General features: G+C 70.9%; 24 protein-coding genes. 1 reads left to right on the plus strand and 23 read right to left on the minus strand.

All coding sequences use genetic code 11. The features are described from left to right. Nucleotides 1-27: 27 nt before the first annotated feature. The 23 genes from HNR28_RS14885 to HNR28_RS14995 form a co-directional block, all read right to left on the minus strand. A complete protein-coding gene (locus tag HNR28_RS14885) occupies nucleotides 28-2475 on the minus strand; it encodes a hypothetical protein (protein ID WP_151024724.1) in 2448 nt (815 codons plus the stop codon). Nucleotides 2476-2501: 26 nt separating this feature from the next. Further along, nucleotides 2502-2975: a type III secretion system chaperone gene (locus HNR28_RS14890; protein WP_151024725.1), complete on the minus strand. Its 474-nt coding sequence runs from the start codon at nucleotides 2973-2975 to the stop codon at nucleotides 2502-2504. 107 nt (nucleotides 2976-3082) lie between these two features. Beyond that, entirely contained in the window at nucleotides 3083-5017 is a 1935-nt protein-coding gene (gene sctC, locus HNR28_RS14895; RefSeq protein ID WP_322789574.1) for a type III secretion system outer membrane ring subunit SctC, read from the minus strand. Nucleotides 5018-5073: 56 nt separating this feature from the next. After that, complete coding sequence (locus HNR28_RS14900; protein ID WP_151024727.1) at nucleotides 5074-5472, minus strand: CesT family type III secretion system chaperone; 399 nt, start codon at nucleotides 5470-5472, stop codon at nucleotides 5074-5076. Nucleotides 5473-5476: 4 nt separating this feature from the next. Further along, complete coding sequence (sctU, locus tag HNR28_RS14905) at nucleotides 5477-6529, minus strand: type III secretion system export apparatus subunit SctU (protein ID WP_170288466.1); 1053 nt, start codon at nucleotides 6527-6529, stop codon at nucleotides 5477-5479. Then, nucleotides 6526-7326 carry a type III secretion system export apparatus subunit SctT gene (sctT, locus tag HNR28_RS14910; RefSeq protein WP_151024729.1) on the minus strand — a complete coding sequence of 267 codons (801 nt, stop codon included), beginning with the start codon at nucleotides 7324-7326 and terminating at the stop codon, nucleotides 6526-6528. The genes sctU and sctT overlap by 4 nt, the downstream gene beginning before the upstream one ends. 13 nt (nucleotides 7327-7339) lie before the next feature. Then, entirely contained in the window at nucleotides 7340-7606 is a 267-nt protein-coding gene (gene sctS / locus HNR28_RS14915) for a type III secretion system export apparatus subunit SctS (protein WP_151024730.1), read from the minus strand. A 7-nt stretch (nucleotides 7607-7613) separates the two neighbouring features. Further along, entirely contained in the window at nucleotides 7614-8291 is a 678-nt protein-coding gene (gene sctR / locus HNR28_RS14920) for a type III secretion system export apparatus subunit SctR (RefSeq protein WP_151024731.1), read from the minus strand. Next, the gene (gene sctQ, locus HNR28_RS14925; protein WP_244978321.1) at nucleotides 8281-9354 is read right to left on the minus strand and encodes a type III secretion system cytoplasmic ring protein SctQ; all 1074 of its coding nucleotides are present in this window, start codon (nucleotides 9352-9354) and stop codon (nucleotides 8281-8283) included. Before sctQ ends, sctR begins: the two co-directional genes overlap by 11 nt. 36 nt (nucleotides 9355-9390) lie before the next feature. After that, a complete protein-coding gene (locus HNR28_RS14930) occupies nucleotides 9391-9993 on the minus strand; it encodes a type III secretion HpaP family protein (RefSeq protein ID WP_184143008.1) in 603 nt (200 codons plus the stop codon). Next, on the minus strand, nucleotides 9990-10496 hold the full coding sequence (locus tag HNR28_RS14935) for a type III secretion protein (RefSeq protein ID WP_151025624.1): 507 nt from the start codon (nucleotides 10494-10496) through the stop codon (nucleotides 9990-9992). The genes HNR28_RS14930 and HNR28_RS14935 overlap by 4 nt, the downstream gene beginning before the upstream one ends. Beyond that, nucleotides 10493-11830: a type III secretion system ATPase SctN gene (gene sctN, locus HNR28_RS14940; RefSeq protein WP_151025625.1), complete on the minus strand. Its 1338-nt coding sequence runs from the start codon at nucleotides 11828-11830 to the stop codon at nucleotides 10493-10495. Before sctN ends, HNR28_RS14935 begins: the two co-directional genes overlap by 4 nt. A 16-nt stretch (nucleotides 11831-11846) precedes the next feature. Next, nucleotides 11847-12485: an HrpE/YscL family type III secretion apparatus protein gene (locus HNR28_RS14945; RefSeq protein WP_151025626.1), complete on the minus strand. Its 639-nt coding sequence runs from the start codon at nucleotides 12483-12485 to the stop codon at nucleotides 11847-11849. Beyond that, entirely contained in the window at nucleotides 12455-13108 is a 654-nt protein-coding gene (locus tag HNR28_RS14950; RefSeq protein ID WP_184143011.1) for a SctK family type III secretion system sorting platform protein, read from the minus strand. The genes HNR28_RS14945 and HNR28_RS14950 overlap by 31 nt, the downstream gene beginning before the upstream one ends. Further along, nucleotides 13105-13956: a type III secretion system inner membrane ring lipoprotein SctJ gene (sctJ, locus tag HNR28_RS14955; RefSeq protein WP_151025426.1), complete on the minus strand. Its 852-nt coding sequence runs from the start codon at nucleotides 13954-13956 to the stop codon at nucleotides 13105-13107. Before sctJ ends, HNR28_RS14950 begins: the two co-directional genes overlap by 4 nt. Then, nucleotides 13956-14378 (minus strand): type III secretion system inner rod subunit SctI, encoded by a 423-nt coding sequence (sctI, locus tag HNR28_RS14960; protein ID WP_151025427.1) that lies wholly within the window; start codon nucleotides 14376-14378, stop codon nucleotides 13956-13958. The genes sctJ and sctI overlap by 1 nt, the downstream gene beginning before the upstream one ends. A gap of 16 nt (nucleotides 14379-14394) precedes the next feature. Further along, entirely contained in the window at nucleotides 14395-14781 is a 387-nt protein-coding gene (locus HNR28_RS14965) for a tetratricopeptide repeat protein (protein WP_249043919.1), read from the minus strand. Nucleotides 14782-14855: 74 nt separating this feature from the next. Next, nucleotides 14856-15332 carry a SycD/LcrH family type III secretion system chaperone gene (locus HNR28_RS14970; protein ID WP_151025428.1) on the minus strand — a complete coding sequence of 159 codons (477 nt, stop codon included), beginning with the start codon at nucleotides 15330-15332 and terminating at the stop codon, nucleotides 14856-14858. Between the two features lie 30 nt (nucleotides 15333-15362). Further along, nucleotides 15363-16637: a type III secretion system translocon subunit SctE gene (sctE, locus tag HNR28_RS14975; RefSeq protein WP_170288527.1), complete on the minus strand. Its 1275-nt coding sequence runs from the start codon at nucleotides 16635-16637 to the stop codon at nucleotides 15363-15365. A 30-nt stretch (nucleotides 16638-16667) separates the two neighbouring features. Then, nucleotides 16668-17495: a type III secretion system translocon subunit SctB gene (sctB, locus tag HNR28_RS14980; protein WP_151025430.1), complete on the minus strand. Its 828-nt coding sequence runs from the start codon at nucleotides 17493-17495 to the stop codon at nucleotides 16668-16670. A 101-nt stretch (nucleotides 17496-17596) separates the two neighbouring features. Beyond that, nucleotides 17597-18100 carry a SycD/LcrH family type III secretion system chaperone gene (locus HNR28_RS14985; protein ID WP_170288528.1) on the minus strand — a complete coding sequence of 168 codons (504 nt, stop codon included), beginning with the start codon at nucleotides 18098-18100 and terminating at the stop codon, nucleotides 17597-17599. A gap of 43 nt (nucleotides 18101-18143) precedes the next feature. After that, a complete protein-coding gene (gene btc22, locus HNR28_RS14990) occupies nucleotides 18144-18428 on the minus strand; it encodes a Btc22 family type III secretion system chaperone (protein WP_151025432.1) in 285 nt (94 codons plus the stop codon). A 27-nt stretch (nucleotides 18429-18455) separates the two neighbouring features. Next, nucleotides 18456-19073 (minus strand): hypothetical protein, encoded by a 618-nt coding sequence (locus HNR28_RS14995; RefSeq protein WP_170288529.1) that lies wholly within the window; start codon nucleotides 19071-19073, stop codon nucleotides 18456-18458. 291 nt (nucleotides 19074-19364) lie between these two features. Here HNR28_RS14995 and HNR28_RS15000 point away from each other — a divergent pair, with 291 nt between their 5' ends. Next, nucleotides 19365-20012, plus strand: coding sequence for an HrpJ domain-containing protein (locus HNR28_RS15000; protein WP_151025434.1), 648 nt, complete (start codon nucleotides 19365-19367; stop codon nucleotides 20010-20012). The last annotated feature ends 61 nt before the right edge of the window (nucleotides 20013-20073 follow it).

The raw sequence follows: 20073 nt of genomic DNA on the forward strand, positions 1-20073 counted from the left end.
CGGCGCCCGGACCGGGGCACGCCGCCGTCAGACGTCCTTTGGGGGCGTCCGCTCGAAGTGGTGGCGGAACTGGGGCGGCTCGGACATGCGGAAGCGCAAACCGTCGGACGAGACATCCAGCGTCACCTGCGCCAGCGCCCAACTGGCCGAACGGTCCATCGATACCAGCACGGTGTTACCGTCCCTGTCGAGCGCAGGGACGGTATCGAGCGGCAACTTCATCGTCGCCACGACGCGGAAGCTGCCATCCTCCTCCTTCTCGAGGTCGCAATGGAAGGAACCACCGTGGGCGCCCGGCAAGACGGTGGTGCCGTCTTCCAGCCTGAACGGCCCGTCCTTGCCCATGCTAAGCACGCCGTTCAGGATGCCTCCTCCCAGTTGCTGGTTCATCAGGCGCGTCAGAGGCTCCGCGGCGGGGCCGGCGACCGCGAACAGCGCATCCACGGCTTCGCCCATGTGAGCGGCATGCTGGTCCGCGGCCACGGTGCGGGGCCATGTGGTGCGCACCGGAGCGCCGCTCGCATCGGAGCCCCGGACCGACAGCGAAAAGGTGACCCGTTCGACGCTGTCATGGAAGAAGGCTTTACCGACGGGGAATGTCATGTGGGTGCCATGTACCGGCAGGGTGACCATATACGTGGGGTGCAGGCCGGGATCGACGGGCTCTTCCACGTGCGGCGCCATGCTGGCCCCCATGGCGTCGGTCAGCACCGGCATCGTCCGGTGGGCGGCCGGATCGTAACGGACGCCATATTGCTCGGTCACCATGGTGTAGAACGAATCCGGAGGCATGATGGGCTCGATGTGGTCGAAATCCCCGGTCGACCCGGCCTGGCGGGCGAGTGTCTCCTGCAAACCATGGCGGATGCTGCCCAGCAGTTGCTGGGTCAAGCTGAGCCGCTTGAACGCGGCCATCGCCCCGGACGGGCAATCGCGCAGCTCTGCCAGAACCGCGCCCAGACCGGCAAACGCGTTGCCGAACCCTTCTTCCAAGCCCCTCAGCAGTCTCAGATGCCGGCCCGCCCGCTGGCCGATCTCGTCCCGGATGTCGCCCAGGGAGTCGAGCGCCTGCCGGACGGTCTGCCGGGCCGTTCTGCCGAGGTCGTCCGCGCCGGCCCTGCCGCCGTAATGGCCCAGCCGGGTCAGATGCTGCTCGTACCGAAATTCCAGTTCGGCCAGATCGCGCAGTTGCTGCACCAGCACCTGCACGTCCGGCGAGTCCGCCGCCAGGGTCATCAGGACGTCGCCCACGCTCTCGGCCACCTGCTGACTGAGCGCCTGGACGCGCGCCAGACCCTCGGCGCGGGCATCCTCGCGGTCCAGCCGCAGGCCGAACGCCGACAACTCGCCGCAGAGGCGCAGCCGGCCCAGGGTGACGTCGTCCAGGCGCGCGAGCGAACCCCGCGTCAGCGGCCCCGCGGGATTGGATCCCGGGTCGCGCAGCGCGTCCATGGCCAGAGCGACCTGTTCGCGCACGGCGCGCGCGGTCGCCGCCGGCGGAGCGCCGAAGCCGCAATTCATCTGATCGACGCCCCAGCTCAAGTGGAGCAGCGCCTTGCCGATGGCGACGCGGTCGCCCTGTCCGATGGCGGCCGCCAGATCGGGAATCAACGCGGGCCACTTGCGATCGACTCGCGCCTGGATTTCCTTGTCCAGCGCCTTGCTCAGGTGGTCCACCGTGGCCGCGCCCTGCCGGCTCAGGCCGGCCGGGCCGGCATGCAGCCCCCCTTGCAGACTCCTCAGGTCGTTGTTGGACCAGGACTGCAGATGGACATCGAGCGTGTCGTGGCCCAGCATGGACAGGTGGGACGACAGGCGGACGAGCGGTTCATCCAGGGCCTGGCCGTCAAGCGGGCTGGCGGCGAGCAGGGAGCGGATCTGCGCCAGGGGTTCCTGCAACACGCGGCCAGCCAGTTCCGCCTTCATGGCGCCGTCGATCTGGTCCAGCACCTGGGCCGCCTGCTCGCGCAGCCGGGGCGGAGCCATCTGGCCGATCACCGCCTCGCGGTCCTTGGCGGTGCCCAGCACGCCGCCGCGCAGGGCGCTCAGGTCCATCACGCTCAGTTCGCGCAGATAGGTGTTCAGGGATTCCTTGCCGCCGGGCAGCCTGGACAGGTCCCCGCCCGACAGCGCGCCCAGCCGGGCCAGGTCCGCGGCGATGCGGGACCGGGCCTTCGGATCGCCGGACGGCGCCGTCAGATGGCCCAGCAGATTGCCGATGCGGCGGCTGTTGTCGCGCGTCTGGTCCAGCACGCGCTGCTGGGCCCGCAGTTCGGGACTGGCGCTGACGTGAAACGCGATTTTCGACAGCAGCTGACCGACACGCTGCGAGAAATTCGGGCCGGGTGCGCGCGGCGTGGCGCCCGGCTCCGCCTTGAAGCGCAGATTGCCGACCCGGCCCAGAGGGCCGTCATCGAGCAGTTGCCGCTGCGGGTCCTGGACGGCGGATCGGGCGAGGTTCTGGATGGCTGGCATGGGGTCTCCTTGGGAACGAGCGCGGCTCAGACGCGCAGGCCGAAATCGGGCGGCAGGACGCTGGCCGAGGCGGGGGCGCCGCCAAGGTCCGGCGCGGCATCCTGGACGCTCCCGTCCAGGCGCCGCTGCCAGTCGGCCGCCACCGCCGCCATGGATTCGACGGTCGCGCGCAGCCAGGCCGTATCGGCGCGCGCAAGCTCCAGCCGGCGCGACAGCAGCAGTTCCCCCGTGACTTCGTCCAGGCCCAGCGCCGCGCCGTCGGTGTCGCGGCCGAAGGCATTGGCGGCCAGCATCTGCTGGTACACGGCGTGGCGGCGCGCGGGATCGGCCGGCGCCCGCCCCAGCACCACGTAGCAATGCAGCGCATCGAGCTGCGGGTCATGCTCCAGATGCAGCACCGGCCCCGACTCGAAGGCCAGGGAGGCCGTTCCGGCCTCGTTCAGTGCCAGGGGGGTGCCGGCCTCCTGGCCGAACAGTGAAATCAGGCTGGATGCGTCCATGGATGTCCTCGCGGTCTGCGGGCGCGGCACGGCCGCCGCGCCCTACTGCCGCTTCAGTAACGCCGCGAGACCGGACGTTCCCTGGAGAGCCGTCCGCGCGGCCCGCTTCAGGGCTCGACGGGACGCAGCTCGACGTGCACGGCGGGCCCGCCCGCCACCGCGGCGGCGCCGCCGCGCGGCACGTCGGCATCGCCCAGCGCCCGGGACTCGACGTAGGACGGCCCGACCCGCACGGGGCCGGTCACCACGGCCTCGCGCACGGCATCGAAGCGCACCCGCGTCTGCTGCCCCCGGATCAGGTCGAGGTATTCGCCCGCGCTCATGGGCTTGCCGTCGTCCGGCCAGGTGGCGCTCAGGGCCGGGCCGGTGTCGCCCGACTGCAGGCGCGGCGGCGCCACGGGATTGCCCTGGATCGACACCACGCGCGGACGCAGCAGGAACAGCCGCTCGCGGCGCTGCATGGTCTTGCTCTTGCTGGAGAACAGCGCGCCCAGCACGGGAATGTCGCCCAGGCCGGGGACCTTGTCGACCTGCTGGCTGTCCTGGCTGCTGTTGTAGCCGCCGACCAGCAGGGTCTGCCCGTCGCCCACGATGGCCAGGGTGCTGATGCTGCTCTTGCGCACCGTCGGCAGCGCGCCGATCTTGCGCTCGTCCTGGATGCGGCCGTCCTCGATGTCCACCGTGAGCTCGACCCGGCGCCGGTCGGCGCCGCCCTCGATGTAGCGCGGCGTCACGCGCAGCGAGGTGCCCACCGTGACCGGCGTGACGGTGGCCACGCGCTCGCCCGTGGTCTGGATGTAGAAGGTGTCCGACAGGTCGATCAGGGCGCCCATGTTGTCGGCCGTCAGGATGGAGGGCTGCGACAGGATGTTGGCCGCTCCCTTCGTCTCCAGCGCGTGCAGGCGGGCCGCCAGCACGTTGCTGACGGACAGCCCCAGGGTGCCCGGCGCCAGGGCGGTGGCCGCGCTGTCCACCGGCAGCCCGTTGCTGGGGCTGAGGCCGAAATCGCTGTAGCCGAAGGTCGCGTTGCCGGCCTTCGCGCCCCAGGTCACGCCCAGTTCGCTGACGTTGTCGGAATTGACGTCGACGATCATCGCCTCGATTTCGATCAGGGTGCTGGGCACGTCGAGCTGTTCGATGAGCTGGCGGTAGATGGGGATGCGGTCGGGGATGTCCTGCACGATGATGGCGTTCAGGCGGGGATCGGCCTGCACCGTGGGCTCGCGGAACCGCAGCCCCTGGCCGGCGGAGCGCCGCCTGGACTCCGGCGCCGCCGCACCGGCCGCGCCGCCCGTCGCCGGCGCCTCCGCGCCCGATGCGCCGCCGGCCTCCCCGGCGGGGCCGGCGAAGACGGGCGGATTGTCGCGCAGCGGGGCGGCCACCGCCGCCAGCGTCTCGTTGTTGGCGCCCGATCCCGAGCCCAGGATGAGGTTGCGCAGCACCGTCGCCAGGCCGGGCGTGACCACGCTCTGCGTGCGGTAGCTGACGGTGCGGTCGTTGACCGAGGCGTGCTTGAGGCGGAACACCGCCACCTGCTGCCCGCCCGCCCCCAGGGGCAGCGCGGCCACCATCTTCTGCACCAGCTTGACGTAGGCGGGCGGCCCCGAGACCAGGGCGATCCCCTGGTCGGCCAGCTCGCCCCAGCCGAAGCGCGCATCGAGCACGCCCAGCTCCAGCAGGGCGTCGCGCAGCGCCGTGATCGAACTGCCCATGGCGCTGATCGAGCGCGTCACCATGGCGCTGGCGGGGCTGACGAACAGGGTGCCCGAATAGACGAACCAGTTGAAGCCGTACACCCCGCCCAGGCGGTCCATGAACTCGGTGGGCGTGGCCGTGTTGAACTTGCCGTTGACCGTGCCCGTCACGCCGGGCGCCAGGTCCAGGGCCAGGCTGAAGCCGCCCGCGAACTGCCGCAGCACACTCTGCAGGCTCTCGTTCTCGGCGTAGTAGCTGTAGGCGGCCATCGGCCAGTTGGGCGCGGCCCGCACGGGCGTGCCCGCCAGGCACAGGGCCAGCGCGCAGGCCGGCAGCCACCGGTTCAACAAGGCGCATCCTCTCCGTGCCGCATGCCGCGCCGCCCTCGATTTCACGGGATGTCTCATGCCGCCCGCCGGGCCGTGCCCGTCCAGAACGACAGGGCGTTGGCGAACCGGCCCACGGCCTCGTCCACCCCGGCGGCCTCCGTATCGGGCCGCACCATCTGCTGCAGCCACAGGGCGTCCTCGTCCGGATCGACCACGCAGGCCGAGGGGTAGCGGCTGAGCATGCCGGCGGCCTGCCGGCCGATCTCGTCGAAGAACCGGTCGCGTGCCAGGCCCGCCGGCGGCAGGGTGCGCAGCCGCGCGCTGATCGCCAGCCAGCCATTGCGCGCGCCCCGCAGGTGCACGCGGTATTTGTCGTCGATCAGGACCGTGAGGCGGCCGTCGGCGCGCACGCCGTCGGCCATGCCGTGGCGGGCGGCATAGTCCGCGATCAGGGGATGGGAAGGGACGTTCATCGTTCTACTCCGGTGATTCCGCCGCCAGCTTGCGCACCAGGCGCAGCACTTCGGCGACGGGTTCTATGAGTTCGCTCGGGATGTACTGATCCGGCTGGGCGTCGGCCATCAGCGCCCGCGCCAGGGGGATGTTCTGCATGACGGGCACGCCCGCCTCGCGCGCGGCGCGCATCATGTCCAGCGCCAGGGCGCCCTCGCCCTTGGCGAGCACCACGGGCAGCGGCGTCTCGTCCTGGTCGTAATACAGCGCGATCGCCAGGTGCGTCGGATTGGTCACCACCACCGTGGCCTTGCGCGCGCTCTGGACGGCGCCCTGCATCGCCATTTCCTGGTGCAGGTGCTTGCGCTTGCCCTTGATGTGGGGGTCGCCTTCCATTTCCTTGTATTCCTGCTTGACCTCCGCCTTGCTCATCATGAGCTGCTTGCGGTGCTGCATGCGCTGCCAGACGAAATCGGCCAGGGAAATGACGACGTAGGCGACCGCCACGTGGGCGAGCAGCGTGCGCAGCATGCCGCCCACCCCGGTCTGCAGGCCGGCCAGGCCGCTGTGCGGCACTGACATGAGCTGCGGCAGCGCATCGCGCACCACCAGCGTGACCAGCACCGAGAGAAAGACGATCTTGAGCGCCGACTTGAGGAACTCGACCAGGTTCTTCTTGGAGAAGATGTTCTTCAGGTTGCTGAGCGGATTGAGCTTCTGCCCCGAGGGGATGAGCTTCTTGAAGGCCAGCACGATGCCCACCTGCAGGAACTCGCCGAACAGGCCGATGCCCAGCACGATCAGCACGAAGGGCAGCAGCAGCGCCAGGGCTTCGCGCAGGACGGCCTCCAGCGCGGTCTTGAGCGCGATCTCGAAGGGCATGCCCGCCAGGGCCGCCGGCACCAGCAGGATGCGCCCGAGCGATTCGATCAGGTTCGAGGCGTTGCCCAGCATGTAGCCGAACAGGGCCAGGATGAGCAGGGTCTGGGTGAAGTCCTTGCTGTGCGCGACGTCGCCCTTCTGGCGCGCCTCGCGCAGCCGCTTGGCGCTGGGCGGTTCGGTCTTCTCGCCGCTCATGGATGCCTCCATTGTCCGTCGAGGAAGGGCAGGATGCCGGGAATGCCCCGCACCGTCTCGCCGGCATAGCCGAACAGGGTGTCCATGTACAGCACCAGCACCAGCAGCGCCAGGGCGCTCTTGATGGGCATGGCGAGGAAGAACACCTGCAGCTGCGGCGCGAAGCGGCTGACCAGGGCCAGGCCCAGCTCGGCCAGGAACATCGCCACGACGGCCGGCGCGGCGAACAGCAGCACCAGGCGCATGAAGCGGCTGAGCTGGTCGAGCATCAGCGGGATGCTGTCGGCGCGCAGCGCCGGCGACCAGGACCACAGGTCCCACAGCCGGAAGCTGTCGTACAGCAGCGTCAGCATCAGCGTGAAGCCGCCGCCGACCAGGAAGAACACCAGGAACGCCTGGTTGAAGAGAATGCCCAGGGGCGAGGAATCGTTGCCCGTGGCCGGATTGATGACCGCGCCCAGGCTGGCCCCGCGCTGGTTGTCCACGATGAAGCCCACCGCCTCGAAGATCCAGAAGGGCAGCGCCACCATGAAGCCCAGCACCAGGCCGACGAAGACTTCCTTGGCGACCAGGAGCAGCAGGCCCGCCGCGCCCAGGTCCAGCCCGGCGTAGCGCGGCATCACCATGGGCACCAGCACCAGGCCCAGGGCGGCGCAGAGGGCGTAGCGCAGCAGGCCGGGCAGCAGTTGCCGGTTGAACAGGGGCAGCATGCCGCACAGGGCCAGCAGCCGGGGCTGCGTCAGCGCCCAGGAGCCCAGGAACACGTGGATTTCCGCGGTGGCCGCACTGTTGAACATGTCTCGTCCGTCCTCAGCGTATCTTGTGGAACAGCTCGAACACCGAGACGGCGTAGTTGTAGAGCTCGCCGCTGAGCCAGCGCGCCGTGAGCAGCAGGGTGGCGAACACGGCGATCAGCTTGACCGCGAAGGACAGGGTCTGTTCCTGGATCTGCGTGAGCGCCTGGAACAGCGAGAACAGCGTGCCCACGATGGCCGCCACGGCGATCGGCGGCAGCGACAGCCACAGGGTCAGGTAGAGCGCCTGGGTCATGTAGGAAACGATATCGACGGTGCCCATGCGCGCCTCAGGAATAGGACAGGACCAGGCCCTGGATCAGCCGCGTCCAGCCGTCGATCATGACGAACAGGAAGAGCTTCAGCGGCATGGAGATCGTCACCGGCGACACCATCATCATGCCCATCGCCAGCAGGATGTTGGACACGATCAGGTCGATGACGACGAACGGCAGGTAGAGCAGGAAGCCGATCTGGAACGCCGCCGTGAGCTCGGACACCAGGAAGGCCGGGATCAGCACGATCAGGTCGTCCTGGCGCAGGTCGCGCGCCTGCTCCTCGCCCCACAGGTGGCGGGCGGTGCGCACGAAGAAATCCCGCTGCTCGGGCCGGCTGTTCTTCAGCATGAAGGCGCGCAGCGGCTCGGTGCCGCGCGCCACGGCATCCAGCATGGCCCCGACCGGATCGGCGCGCGGCGCGCCGGCCGGCTGGCTGGCGGACGTGCCCGCCGCGCGCAGCTCATGGCCGACCTGCATCACGACGGGCCCCATGACGTAGGCCGACAGGATCACGGCCAGGCCGTAGAGCGCCATGTTGGGCGGCACCTGCTGCACGCCCAGGGCGTTGCGCACCAGCGCGAACACCACGGCCAGCTTCAGGAAGGAGGTGGTCATCACGGCGGCCAGGGGCAGCAGCGCCAGCAGCGCCAGCGCGATCGCCAGGCTGACGGGATCGAAATTACCGCTCATGCCGCCCCTTGCCCAAAGTGCCGACGCGCACGCCGATGCGGCCGTCGATCTCGACCAGTTCGCCGGTGCCGACCAGCGCGCCGTTGGCGCGGATCATGACCGGGCCGCCGGACAGCGGCCGCTGCAGGTCGAACACCGCGCCTGGCTGCAGCTGGCGCAGTTCGGCCAGGGTCATGGCGCGGTCGCCCAGGTCGAAGCTCAGCCGCACCGGGATGGCGTCGAGATCCAGCGGCCCGGCGGCCGGGGCGTCTGCGTCGGGGGGTACGGTCTGAGTCATGAGGGAGGTCCAGCCTTGGGTCACGAGATAAGAGGAACGGTCGGCGCGCACGCGCAGCCCCTGGCCCTGGGGAATCCCCAGCCAGAGCTCGCCCTCGGGGCCGACCAGGTATTCGTCCAGCAGGATGACGTCGCCGCCGTCCAGGGCGCGCAGCTCGGCGGCCGGCAGGGCGGCCCGGCCGATCTCGGCGCGCAGGCGCACCGGCAGGGCCGCTTCGTCGATCGCGCCCGCGGCGGCCGGCGGCACCCGGCTCAGCAGGCCGGCGAGCAGCATCAGCCCCAGGTCGTCGGCCTCCAGCACCGCCAGCGCGGTTTCGCCGCGGGCCTCGGCGCGGGCGGCCAGGGTCCAGGCATGGGGCAGCGCCGCATCGCGGGGCTCGGCCAGCACGAGCAGCGGCCCGCCCGGAGAGACCGGCGAGAGCGCGGCCACGGCTTCGGCCAGCAGGGTTTCCAGCGCGGCCGCCCGCAGCGGCTCGGGCAGTTCGCCCGGCCCCAGGTCGGGCAGCCGGGCGTCGGTCCAGGCCGTCAGAGCGCCCGGCGCCAGGCTCAGCCGCAAGGCGGCGCCGGCCCATTCCAGGTCGGCCCGGTGGGACGCCGCCTGCCGCAGGGCCGGCGGCACGCCGGCCGTCAGGCTCAGGCGCCAGGCGCCCGGGCCAGCCTCGGCGCCGTCGAGCGCGGGCAGCTCCACCCGCAGGTCGGCGCCGTGGGCCGCGACCAGCGTCAGCGCCTCGGCCTGGCCGGCGCTCAGGCGCGGCAGGACGGCGGTCCCGGGGGTGGGGAAATTCATCGCATCCACTTCATCGCATCCATGTCACAGCCCCGCTCATGCGTCCGCGTCCGCTTCCAGCAGGCAGGGGTCTTCGGGATCGTCGGTGCTCACCCGCACCCGCACCGGGCGCGCCAGCGATCGGGCGAGCTCCTCGGCCAGGGCCCGCGCGCAGCGGTTCAGGGTCTCGCGCGAGGCCTCGCTGGCGCAGGCGAACGCGGCCATCAGGCGGCCCTCTTCCTCGTAGACGGACAGCGTCACGCCCGGCAGGACCTCGGCCTTCAGGTCCAGGCGCACCTCGCGCCGGCCGGCCCCGCCGTCGCCCACCAGCATGCGGTCGGCGGCCTCGCTCAAGGCCTGCGCCAGCCCGGCCGGCGCGGCGGCCGGCGCCGGGGCCGGGGCGGGCGCCGCCGGCCCCGGCCCCGCGAACAGCGCGAAGGGACGCGGCGTCTGCGCCGGCGCATCGGCCGGTGAATCGGCAGACGCATCGGCGGCTTCCCCGGACGCTCCGCCGCCGTCCCGCGCCAGGGCCTGCTCGAAGGCGCGGCGGTCCGCGTCGGAGGCCTCGCGGCGCGGGCCGCCGGCGCCCGGCTGCCCCAGGTCCGGCATGCCCCCACCCAGGCCGATGTCCAGTTCGATGCGGCGCTCAGTCATGCTCATGCGGGCTCGTATTCTTCATGCTGCTGCCAGTCGTCGCGGTCGCGCGACACGGACGCGGCCTCTTCCATTTCCAGGTCTTCCCTGCGTTCCAGCTCGCGCAGTTCGTCGGCCGCGTGCAGGCTGGCCAGCTGGACGAATTTCTCGACCAGGCGCGAGGCCTCGCGGTGCGCCTGGCGGCGCCCGGCCAGCGCCTCGGCCTCGTGGCGCGCCTGCTCGGCGGCCTGCTCGGCGCGGGTTTCGCGGTCGCGCTCGCCCTGGCGCAGGTCGGCCACGCCCTGCATCACGTCCTCGATGTCGCGCACCCGCACCAGGCGGCCGCACAGCTCCCGGTACATGTCCAGTTCCCTTTGCCGCGACCAGGCGCGGTACTCGTCGAGCTGCTCCCGCGCCCGGGCCTGCTGCCGCTCGGCGTCGGCCAGCGCCTGGCGCTGCCGCGCCACGGCCAGCTCCGCCTGTCCCTCGCGGAAGCGCTTGATGGCCAGCAGTTCGCCGAACACGTTCATGCGCGCGCCTCGCCGACGATGGCGGCCATGGCTTCCAGCGCCTCGGGCAGGGTCGAGTGCTCGTCGGTCTTCTGCCGCAGAAAGCGGTTGATGGCGTCGATCTTGTCGATGGCCTCGTCCGTGACCGCGTCCCCGCCGCGCTTGTACTCGCCGATCTTCACCAGCAGCTCGACCTCGTGGTACTTGGCCATCAGCTCGCGGATGCGGCCCGCCAGCCGCCGGTGCTCGTCGGTGACCACGGCGTTCATGACCCGGCTGGCCGAGGCCAGCACGTCGATGGCCGGATAGTGGTTGGCCGCGCCCAGCTTGCGCGACAGCACGATGTGGCCGTCCAGGATGGAGCGCGTCTCGTCGGCGATGGGCTCGGTCATGTCGTCGCCTTCGACCAGCACGGTGTAGAGGGCGGTGATGGAGCCGTGCTGGTTCATGCCGACCCGCTCCATCAGCTTGGGCAGGGTGGCGAACACCGACGGCGGATAGCCCCGGCGCGTCGGCGGCTCGCCGGCCGCCAGGCCGATCTCGCGCTGCGCGCGCGCGAAGCGCGTGACCGAGTCCATGAGGAACAGCACCCGCTTGCCCTGGTCGCGGAAGTATTCCGCGATGGCCGTGGCGACGTAGGAGGCCTTGGCGCGCTCCATCGAGGACTTGTCGCTGGTGGCGCAGACGATGACGCTCTTGCGCCGGCCTTCCGCACCCAGCTCGTGCTCCAGGAATTCGCGCACTTCCCGGCCGCGCTCGCCGATCAGCGCCACCACGGTCACGTCCACGTCGGCGCCCTTGACCAGCATGCCCATCAGCGTGGACTTGCCGCCGCCGGCCGCGGCGAAGATGCCCATGCGCTGGCCCTCGCCGCAAGTGAGCACGCCATCCAGCGCCCGCACCCCCAGCTCCAGCGGCTTGTCGATGATGCGGCGCTTGAGCGGGTCGGGCGCCTCGGCGAAGACCGGATAGAACTTGCTCGCCTCCAGCGGGCCGCGCTCGGCCTCGTCCAGCGGCCGGCCCAGGCCGTCGAGCACCCGCCCCAGCAGCCCCGGCCCCACGGGCACCATGTGCGCCCGGCCGGTGGGGATGACCTCGGTGGCCGAGGAAATGCCGTACATGTCGCCCAGCGGCGTCAGCAGGGCGGCGTCCCGGGCGAAGCCCACGACCTCGCCCTTCATCTCGAAATCCTCGCCCGGATTGCGCAGGATGCAGACCTCGCCGATCTTCACCGTGGGCACGACGGCCTTGATGATGGTGCCGATGACCTGCGTCACCCGGCCCTTGATGCGCAGGGTCGGCGTGTCGTGCAGCGCCATCTCCATCATTTCGGTGATGTAGTCGAACTGACGCATGATCCCGCCCCCGCCCCTACACCCGGCTGCCCAGCGTGCGCTGGAACGCGCGGCGCACGGCCTCGATCTGCCCTTCCAGGCTGGCCTCGACCATGCCGATCTCGCTTTCGAGGATGCAGGCGCCGCGCGCCAGCCGGGCGTCGGGCAGCAGGTCCAGGTAGCCGACGCCCGGGTAGGCGGCCAGGATGTCGTTGATGCGCGCGCGCACCACCTCGACGTCGTCCGGATGCAGGCGCAGGGTCATCTGCTTCTGGTTGCGCACCACGGCCAGCGCGTTGCGCACCACGACCATGACCTTCTCGCGGTCGTCGAAGCCGTCGACGACCTTGCGCACGGCCGCCATGACCAGATCGACCATTTCGTTTTCCACGCCCGCGAAATAATCGACCGTGCGGCTGACGGTCTCGATCATCTTTTCGGCCTGGTCCAGCAGGGCTTCCTGGCGGCCGTCCTCGTAGCCGCGCCGGCGCTCGGCCTCGAAGGCTTCCTGTGCGCCCGCGAGGATGGCGTCGGCCTGGGCGCGCGCCTGCGCCAGCAGGTCCTCGGCCTGGACCAGCGCGGCATGGTCGGCCGCGCGCAGCACGCGGGCGCCCGGCTCCGGGGCGGCCGTCAGGGTGCGCGGGTTCAGCGCGTCGCGGGAAACGAGGAATGCCATGTCGGTTCGATCCGTTCGAGAACGGCCAGGGCCAGTTCCAGGGGCGCCGGGCAGTCGTCCGGCGCGTCGCCGTCCGGCTCGGCCGCCAGCCTGAGTTCGGCGCGCAGGCCGAGTTCCGGCCCCGCCGCCCGGAAGACGGCGCGCAGGGCCGCGCGGCCGATCCGGTCCACCCGGCCCGCCAGCGGCGCGGCCGGGCCGTCATCCTGGTCCGCGGGCCGGGACCAGGGCCCGGCTTCCGCGCGCCGGGCGAAATCCAGCACCTCGGCCCCCAGGGCCGCCGCCAGCTCGCGCACCTCGCCGCCCGCGACGATGCGGCGCAGGCGCGGCGCGCAGCGCGCAGCGCCCACGTGGCGCGCCAGCCGGGCCAGCCGGTCCGGCGGCAGCAGGGCCAGGGCCAGCTCGGGCCGGGCCGCATCGGCCACGGGCCGGTCCCGCAGGTTCAGCCGGCGCAGGATCGCGCCCGACCAGTGCCGGTGCCAGGCGGCCGCGCAGGCCGCCGGCACGGGCCGGGACGGCGCGCCGAAGGCCGCGTGCCGGCTGGGATGGAGCGTGAGACTGGGCAGGAGATTGAATTCCAGCAGCCGCGCGCCGAACAGGGCCGGGTTCGACAGGACCGGGCTCATTCGGAGCCCTCGCCCGCCGGCCGGCGGACCGCCGGCTCCCGGCGCTCGCGGACCGCGGCGCCCAGGGGCGGCCAGCCGCCGCGCCACAGCAGATAGCCCAGCCCGCCGGCCAGGGCCAGGGCCAGCAAGACCAGCCCGCCCAGCAGCAGCCCCAGGCCGCCGGCCGAAGCCTGGGTGACCTGGAATCCCAGGACCGAAGCCAGGGCGGGCGCCGGGCGCTCCGCGCCCGTGCCGGGCTGGGCGGACACCAGGGTGATGGAGACCCGGTCCTCGGTCAGGCCGGGGATGGCGTGGGTGACCAGCTGACGGATCTGCGGCCCGAGCGCGTCGAAGGAATAGCCGACCCGGTGCTTGATGAACACGGCCGCCGTCGAGGGGGTGGCGGCCTCGCCGATCTCGCCGCGCTCGGGCAGCACCACGTGCACGCGCGCCGCCAGCACGCCGTCCATCTGCGACAGGGTGTTGGTCAGCTCCTGGGACAGGGCGTAAACGTACCGGGCGCGCTCTTCGAGGGGCGAGGACACCAGGCCTTCCTTGCGGAAGATCCGGCCCATGCCGTCGAAGCGTTCGCGCGGCAGGCCCTGGCTGCGCAGGATGTCCAGGGCGCGGGCCACCTGGGCGCCGTCCACCGAGACGGCCACGCCGTCCTTGCCGGCGACCTTCTCGGCCTGGATGCCGGCGTCCAGCAGCACCGACAGCAGCTCGTTGGCTTCGCCCTCGCTGGCGGAGGCATACAGCGTGACGCTGGAGCCGCAGGCCGCCAGGGCCGAGAGGACCAGCGCGGCCAGCGCCAGCCGCAGCGCGCGGGCGCGGAAACGCCGCAGGAAAATCGAGTGTGGAAAGGCCATCAGGACATCCTGACCAGGGTGTCGATGTTCTGGGTGGAGCGCGACACCGCCTTGCCCACCAGTTCGTACTGCACCGAGACCTGCAGCAGCTCCGTCTGCAGGCGCAGCATGTCGCTGATCGCGGGTTGCGCCCCCAGGCCGTCCAGGCCGCGGGCGATGTCCCGCCACTTGCCGGAGAAGTCGGTCGCCACGCCGCGCAGCCCCGCGAGGATCTCGCCGCCCAGCGTGGGCGGCGCCTCCGGCGGCGCCGCGAACGCTGCCTGCAGCGCGGCCGCCACCCCGCCGGCCGCGGGCGCCTCGGGGGCGGCCATCAGGGCGCTGAAGCGCTCGGTCGCCAGGCGGGCGGGCTCGGTGCGCACCACGGGGTCGGCCGCAGGCAGGGCCTGGGCGCCCAGGGCGGCGGTCAGGGCAGTGATTTCCATCAGTCAAGCTCCTCGATCAGGCATCGTCGTTCGGCATGTCCACGGCCAGCCCCAGCATCTGCCGGGCCAGCACGCCGCCGTCGCCCGGCAGCGCGGCGGCTTCGGCCAGGGCCCGGCGGCTTTCGGCGCCGCGCCCGGCCAGTTGCAGCGCCAGGCCGCACCAGGCCCGCGCCACGGCGCGCTCCTGCGGATCGGCGAGATCGGCGTCTTGCAGCAGGCGGGCGGCCTCGGCCGCCCGGCCGCTGTTCAGGCGGGCGACGGCCAGCCCCACCAGGGGGTAGGCGCGGTCCGGCCGCAGGCGGCGCAGCGCGTTGAAAATTGTATCCGCATGCGTCACGTCCCCCCGGCCGGCGGCGAGCATGCCGATCTCGGTGAGGAAGCGGGCGTCGCCGGCCTCAAGCACAAAAGCCGTCTCCGGAGAGACGGCTTGGGATCCGGTCGCGGACGCGCCGGAAGGTGGTGTTCGGTCCGCCGGCATCAGGCGGTCCCGCGCCCCGCCAGGTCGCGCAGCAGCTGGGCGCGCGGCCGCAGCGCATCGTAGCGGCCGCCGGACTCGGCGATGCCGCGCAGCACGCGGTCCAGCTCCTCGGCCGCCTCGGCGGTGCGGCCCAGCATGAGCAGGCATTCGGCGATCTGCAGGGCGGGTTCCATGCTGCCGGGGAACAGCGTGATCAGCAGCGAATACATGCGGATGGCTTCCTCGTAGCGTTCGCACTGCTCCAGGCACAGGGCCAGGCCGGCGAGGTAGTGCCGCCGCGTGGGGCCGTAGATGGCCAGGATCGAGAAGATCGGCAGCGCCTGGGCGTACTGGCCCTGGATGACGTGGGCATAGGCCAGGGCGTAGACGACTTCGAGCTGCTCGGCGCTCAGGCGGGCGCCGGACGGCAGCGCCTGCAGTTCGTCGTAGAGCTGCTGGCCGAAGCGGCTGCGGGACTCGGTGGCGGGCTGGGACATGCGATTTTCCTCCTGGGGGCGGCGCGCCGGTCAGACCGTCGACCGGCCGCCCATGTTCATGGCGACCTGCTGCATGCTGTCGGCCGCGCCGGCGAGCATCCTGCTGACGACCTGGGCGCCTTCCTCGATCTGCTGGAGGATCTTCTTCATGTCCTCCTGGCCTTCTTCCATCTGCTTCTGCAGCTTGATCATCATCGCCTCGAGCGCCTTCTTGTCGGCGATCGCATGCTGGGCCTTTTCCTCCGTCAGGCCCTTGGAGATGGCCAGGCCGCCCTGCGCGACCTGGGTCCCGCCCGATACGGCGGCGGAAGTCCCGGTCACGACGGTGCCGAGGACCTTCAGGGTGGCGAGCATCACGTTGGAGCCGACCTGGGTCGCCGTCGAGGCCATGGACGTGCCGCCCGAGATCGCCACCATGGCGATGCCCACGCCGATGGAGGCCACGACCGTCAGGGCCATGCCGATGTAGCCGGCGGTCTTTTCGTCGGCGCCGGCCAGCAGCGCGATGCCCTGGGCCATGTTGCCCATCAGCGAAGGATCGATGGCCAGCATCAGCGGGCTGGAGAGCGCCAGCGCCCCGCCCACGATCTTGCAGATGCTGTCCGCTTTCTTGGCGTCCACGCCGCACACGTCGGTGAGGAAGCGCCCGACCGTGTGCCGGATCAGACTGTTGAAACTGATCTCGGGCCCGCCGCATTCCTGCGAAATGGCGCTGGCCAGGGTCGTGGTGGCGCTGATCGCGCCTACGACCGCCATGGCCAGCATGGGGGCGGCGCCTCCGGCCGTGGCCACCGTGGCGGCGGCGGCGACCGCCACGGTCACGATCGCGGCCACGAAGGCGAAGGCCTTGCCGATCCAGCCGAAGATCTTGCCCACCAGGCCCTTGTTCTGGGCCTGCTTGGCCTTGCCGATCCACTCGTCGATCTTCTTGAGCTGGTTCTCGGTATTTTTTTCGGCCTTGATGCGCGCGGACTCCAGGCTGCGCTGCGCGGTCTTGAGCTGCTCGTCCTGCGTCTTGCTGCGCAGGCTGCGCAGCAGGTCCACCATGTCGCTGGCGCTGAAGGCCTGATTCGGCGCGTCGATGCGCGGCGCGCCGTTCCTGTCGGTCAGCGGATCGCCGTCGCCCGGCTGGCCGGCCACCGCCTGCTGCCTGGCGAAGCTCAGGATCTCGTCGTAGAGCTTGCCCAATTCGACCTGGCCGGTCCCCGCGGCGCCGGCCGTGCCGCCGGAACCGCTGATCTGGCCCAGCGGCTCGCCGCCCATCGGGGGCGTATAGCCCGGTCCGTTTGCGATCGTCGTACTCATGTTCATTCCTGCCTGTGGTGGGTGCGCCGGTCAGACGTTGCGCGCGATGCTGCGGTTGGTCTCGCTGCGTGCCTGATCGATGGCGCTGATTTTGTCGCGGATGTCGCGGATCACGTCCATCATGTGCTGCATGATCTCGTTGGCCTGCTGCATGGACTGCTCGTGCACGCGGGCATCGGCGTCGTACCGGGCCTTCTGCGCATCGTGCTCCGCGGCCCGCTGCTCGAAGGCGGCGGCGCCCACGGTGCCGCCGCTGCCGAGCATGCCGCCCGCGCCCTGCGCCGAATCGCCGAAGGTCTTGGACCAGGCGCCGAGCTGCTTGCCTGCCACTTCCGAAACGCCGGCGCCCATGCTCGCAACGCCCAGCAAGCCGCCCATCACGCCGAGGCCGGCCGACGTGAAGCCGCCCGCCAGCTGGAACGCCCCCTGGACGAAGGCCTGCTGCATGCGTTCCTGCGCGGCGTTGCGGATTTCCTGGGCGGCGTTCTTCAGGCTGGCGATATCGGCCTCCAGGGCGGCGTTGCGGGCCTCGCGCGCCTGGTTGCGCATTTCCTGGGCGAATTTCTGGAACACCGCCATCACCGTGTAGATGTCGATGGCCGCCGTTTCCGGATCGAGCGTGCGAAAGGGAATCTCCACGCTGCGGCTGCCCGAAGGCTCGGGCAGCAGCGACTGCACCAGGGCCGCGACGCGGCCGGCATCGGTTCCGTCGAGCTTGACGTCGATCAGCCGGATCGCGGCTTCCAGCGTGATGCCGGTGGTCTCGACCATGCCCCGGGTGGCGGGATCGAGCGACTGGAGATCGATGCCGGGCGGGAGGCAGCCGGGCGGCAAGGTGGATTGCAGGGAAAGCGTCATGATGTGCTCCGGAATGCTGTCGCGGTTCTCGTATCGCGCCCCGATCGGCGTCCATGCAAGCTATGTGGACGCGAAGGGCGAAGTCGTTCCATGCGGAATCGTCACTGGACGGGGGCTTTCGCGCGCAGGGCCCCCAGCAGCGCCTCGGCCCGCGCCCTGATCGCATCGTGCTCGCCGGCCTTGCACAGGGTGTCGATCACCAGCACCAGCGATTCGGCCGCCTCGGCGGGCCTGCCCAGCGCGAGCAGGCATTCGGCGCAATGGAAGACCGGCACCGGGTCGTCCAGGCGCATCACCGTCACGATCATGTAGTGCTGCAGCGCTTCCTCGTGGCGCCCGGTCATCTGCAGGGCGCAGGCCAGGGCCAGCTGATAGCGCGAATCCATGTGATCGTAGGCCACCAGCCGGGCGAAGACCTTGAAGGCATCGTCATACTTGCCTTGCGCATAGAGCGCATGGCCGTAGGCGTACATGGCCTCGCATTCCTGGGCGGACAGGCCCATCGCCTGGGCCAGCGTGCCGCCCGCCTTCCAGAGCCCGAGCAGGCTCTCGGCGATGCCGGCGGCTTCCTGCTCGGTGATGGGGGGTTCCGTTTGCGCATTCATGGGCATTCCTTCGATGTGTGCTTGGCGCCGCGGCGGGCGGTCCTCAGATCATGTTGCGCATCTTGCGCGCGCCGCCCGTCCGGGGCGCGGCCTGGGCGAAACTCCGGCGCGCGAGCTCCTCGGCCACTTCGCGCTCGACGTCTTCCATGTCCTTGCGGAACAGGGCCTCGGCCTCGGCGCGCTCCTTGGGCCCCATGGACTCCTGCAGCTTGCGCACGTCCAGCCCGAGGTCCTGGAAGATCTCGGCGGTCGCCGCCAGGTCCCGCTCGGTCCGCCGGATCAGCGCCTCGGCCTCGCGCATGACTTCCTCGGGAGTCTTCTTGTCCATGGCTTCAATCCCCTTGCGTGTTCAAAGTCAGAAGTTGCGGATGATGTTGGAATTCGCGTCGGAGTGCTTCTTCTGCGTGCTGGTCAGGACTTCGACCGACTCGTTCCGCTTGTTGCCGAGGGACTGCAGGCGCAGCATGTCCGTCTGCTGGGTGTTGCTCTCGGCGTCGATCAAGCCCTTGATCTTGGCGATCGCCGCATCGATCTGGCCCTTGGTGACGCTGTCGATCGAGCCGGAACCCCCCTTCTCGGTGGCCTGGAAGGTCGCCTTCAGCAGTTCCTTGCTGTCCAGGCCCGCCGCGCCCAGCGCCATGCCGATGCTGTCGCGCACATTGGTGCCCTGGGTCACCGGTTCTCCAGTGGTGACGTGCGGTTCGGTCGTCTTCCAGCCGCCGGTATCGCTCAGCTTGGCCGTGGGGCTGGTGCTGCTGAATCGCGCGGCGGCGGCATTCAGCTCGCTCAGCACGTTGTTGTACCTGGCGATCTGGTCGTTGCGCCCCTGCACCGTCTTGATCTGTTCCACCAGCTGCTGGTCCATCAGTTGGACGCGTTCGCTCTGAATCATCTGGATGAGGGTCTGGATGTCGGCGGTGGCCAGCATCTCGTTGATGTTGATGCCGCCTGAGTTCGTCACGGGAAAAGTCATGATCGTCCGTCCTGTCGTGGGATCCGCATGGATGCGGGGTGCCGCCTGGTGAGTAACCGGACCCGCCCGGGAGTTCCCGCCGCGAAATCCGGCGCCGGTCCTCGTCCGGCCAGGCCGCCTGCTTCCGCATGAGTGCCAAGGGGCCGCCGGCGGTTCCCTGCCGGCGGCGCGTACTCAGGGAAAACCCCAGGATTGCGGGCCGTGCACGCTTCTTTCGCCTGCGGCCAGGGAACTTTCCGCCTCCGGTGGTTACTACCCGCCCACAGCATCCCCCTCGGAGCCCGCCCCACCATGAATCGCATCGACACCGGAGGACCCGCCCCCGGCTTCGACTCCCCCGGCCAGCAGGCCGGGTTCGACGCCGGGCAGTCCCGGACCGGCACGCTGCTGGGCGAACACGCCGTGCTGCTCGAAGGCGACATCTCCTCGCTGGGCGACGCGGCCGAGGAAATCAGCCTGCACATGGCGGAAAAGACCGAGGACAAGCACCACGCCGAACGCAAGCTCAGGCCCGAGCGCCCCGTGGAACTGCTGCGGCTCGGGGAAATCCTGGAAATGCTGCAGCAGACCCAGGACCCGAACGCCCAGGCCAGGCTCGAAGAACTGGCCGCCCGGCTGCTGTCGGGCCAGGGATCGCCCCGGCGGCAGGCGGCCCGGGCCTTCGGCGAGGTCTCGCAGCAATACCTGGCCCTGCAATACGCCCTGCGCAAGGGCGAGCAGGAAGGCGCCGCGCCCGAACTGCTGGAATCCCTGCGCGACGCGCTGGCCGAACTCGAACTCGAAAGCGGCCCCCGGATCCGGGCCGGGCTCAACACCCTGGGCAGCGCCGGGGAATTCGCCGCCGATGCCCGGGGCGTCCAATCCTTCCAAGACACCTACCGCGACATCGTCCTGGGCGAGGACACCCTAGCCTGGACATTTCGTCAGCAAGCCTGGTGAAGTGATTTTCGGGTGGTCAGGCTGCTCCGGCGACGCGGCGGCGGGGATCGGCGGCATGGGA

The sequence above is a fragment of the Castellaniella defragrans genome, assembly GCF_014203015.1.
Taxonomy (GTDB): domain Bacteria; phylum Pseudomonadota; class Gammaproteobacteria; order Burkholderiales; family Burkholderiaceae_B; genus Castellaniella; species Castellaniella defragrans.

What these genes read in the sequence shown, in the direction of transcription:
- HNR28_RS14885 (WP_151024724.1), bottom strand. Translation starts at nt 2,475, where the DNA reads ATGCCAGCCATCCAGAACCTCGCCCGATCCGCCGTCCAGGACCCGCAG.
- HNR28_RS14890 (WP_151024725.1), bottom strand. Translation starts at nt 2,975, where the DNA reads ATGGACGCATCCAGCCTGATTTCACTGTTCGGCCAGGAGGCCGGCACC.
- HNR28_RS14900 (WP_151024727.1), bottom strand. Translation starts at nt 5,472, where the DNA reads ATGAACGTCCCTTCCCATCCCCTGATCGCGGACTATGCCGCCCGCCAC.
- sctU (WP_170288466.1), bottom strand. Translation starts at nt 6,529, where the DNA reads ATGAGCGGCGAGAAGACCGAACCGCCCAGCGCCAAGCGGCTGCGCGAG.
- sctT (WP_151024729.1), bottom strand. Translation starts at nt 7,326, where the DNA reads ATGTTCAACAGTGCGGCCACCGCGGAAATCCACGTGTTCCTGGGCTCC.
- sctS (WP_151024730.1), bottom strand. Translation starts at nt 7,606, where the DNA reads ATGGGCACCGTCGATATCGTTTCCTACATGACCCAGGCGCTCTACCTG.
- sctR (WP_151024731.1), bottom strand. Translation starts at nt 8,291, where the DNA reads ATGAGCGGTAATTTCGATCCCGTCAGCCTGGCGATCGCGCTGGCGCTG.
- sctQ (WP_244978321.1), bottom strand. Translation starts at nt 9,354, where the DNA reads ATGAATTTCCCCACCCCCGGGACCGCCGTCCTGCCGCGCCTGAGCGCC.
- HNR28_RS14930 (WP_184143008.1), bottom strand. Translation starts at nt 9,993, where the DNA reads ATGAGCATGACTGAGCGCCGCATCGAACTGGACATCGGCCTGGGTGGG.
- HNR28_RS14935 (WP_151025624.1), bottom strand. Translation starts at nt 10,496, where the DNA reads ATGAACGTGTTCGGCGAACTGCTGGCCATCAAGCGCTTCCGCGAGGGA.
- sctN (WP_151025625.1), bottom strand. Translation starts at nt 11,830, where the DNA reads ATGCGTCAGTTCGACTACATCACCGAAATGATGGAGATGGCGCTGCAC.
- HNR28_RS14945 (WP_151025626.1), bottom strand. Translation starts at nt 12,485, where the DNA reads ATGGCATTCCTCGTTTCCCGCGACGCGCTGAACCCGCGCACCCTGACG.
- HNR28_RS14950 (WP_184143011.1), bottom strand. Translation starts at nt 13,108, where the DNA reads ATGAGCCCGGTCCTGTCGAACCCGGCCCTGTTCGGCGCGCGGCTGCTG.
- sctJ (WP_151025426.1), bottom strand. Translation starts at nt 13,956, where the DNA reads ATGGCCTTTCCACACTCGATTTTCCTGCGGCGTTTCCGCGCCCGCGCG.
- sctI (WP_151025427.1), bottom strand. Translation starts at nt 14,378, where the DNA reads ATGGAAATCACTGCCCTGACCGCCGCCCTGGGCGCCCAGGCCCTGCCT.
- HNR28_RS14970 (WP_151025428.1), bottom strand. Translation starts at nt 15,332, where the DNA reads ATGTCCCAGCCCGCCACCGAGTCCCGCAGCCGCTTCGGCCAGCAGCTC.
- sctE (WP_170288527.1), bottom strand. Translation starts at nt 16,637, where the DNA reads ATGAGTACGACGATCGCAAACGGACCGGGCTATACGCCCCCGATGGGC.
- sctB (WP_151025430.1), bottom strand. Translation starts at nt 17,495, where the DNA reads ATGACGCTTTCCCTGCAATCCACCTTGCCGCCCGGCTGCCTCCCGCCC.
- HNR28_RS14985 (WP_170288528.1), bottom strand. Translation starts at nt 18,100, where the DNA reads ATGAATGCGCAAACGGAACCCCCCATCACCGAGCAGGAAGCCGCCGGC.
- btc22 (WP_151025432.1), bottom strand. Translation starts at nt 18,428, where the DNA reads ATGGACAAGAAGACTCCCGAGGAAGTCATGCGCGAGGCCGAGGCGCTG.
- HNR28_RS14995 (WP_170288529.1), bottom strand. Translation starts at nt 19,073, where the DNA reads ATGACTTTTCCCGTGACGAACTCAGGCGGCATCAACATCAACGAGATG.
- HNR28_RS15000 (WP_151025434.1), top strand. Translation starts at nt 19,365, where the DNA reads ATGAATCGCATCGACACCGGAGGACCCGCCCCCGGCTTCGACTCCCCC.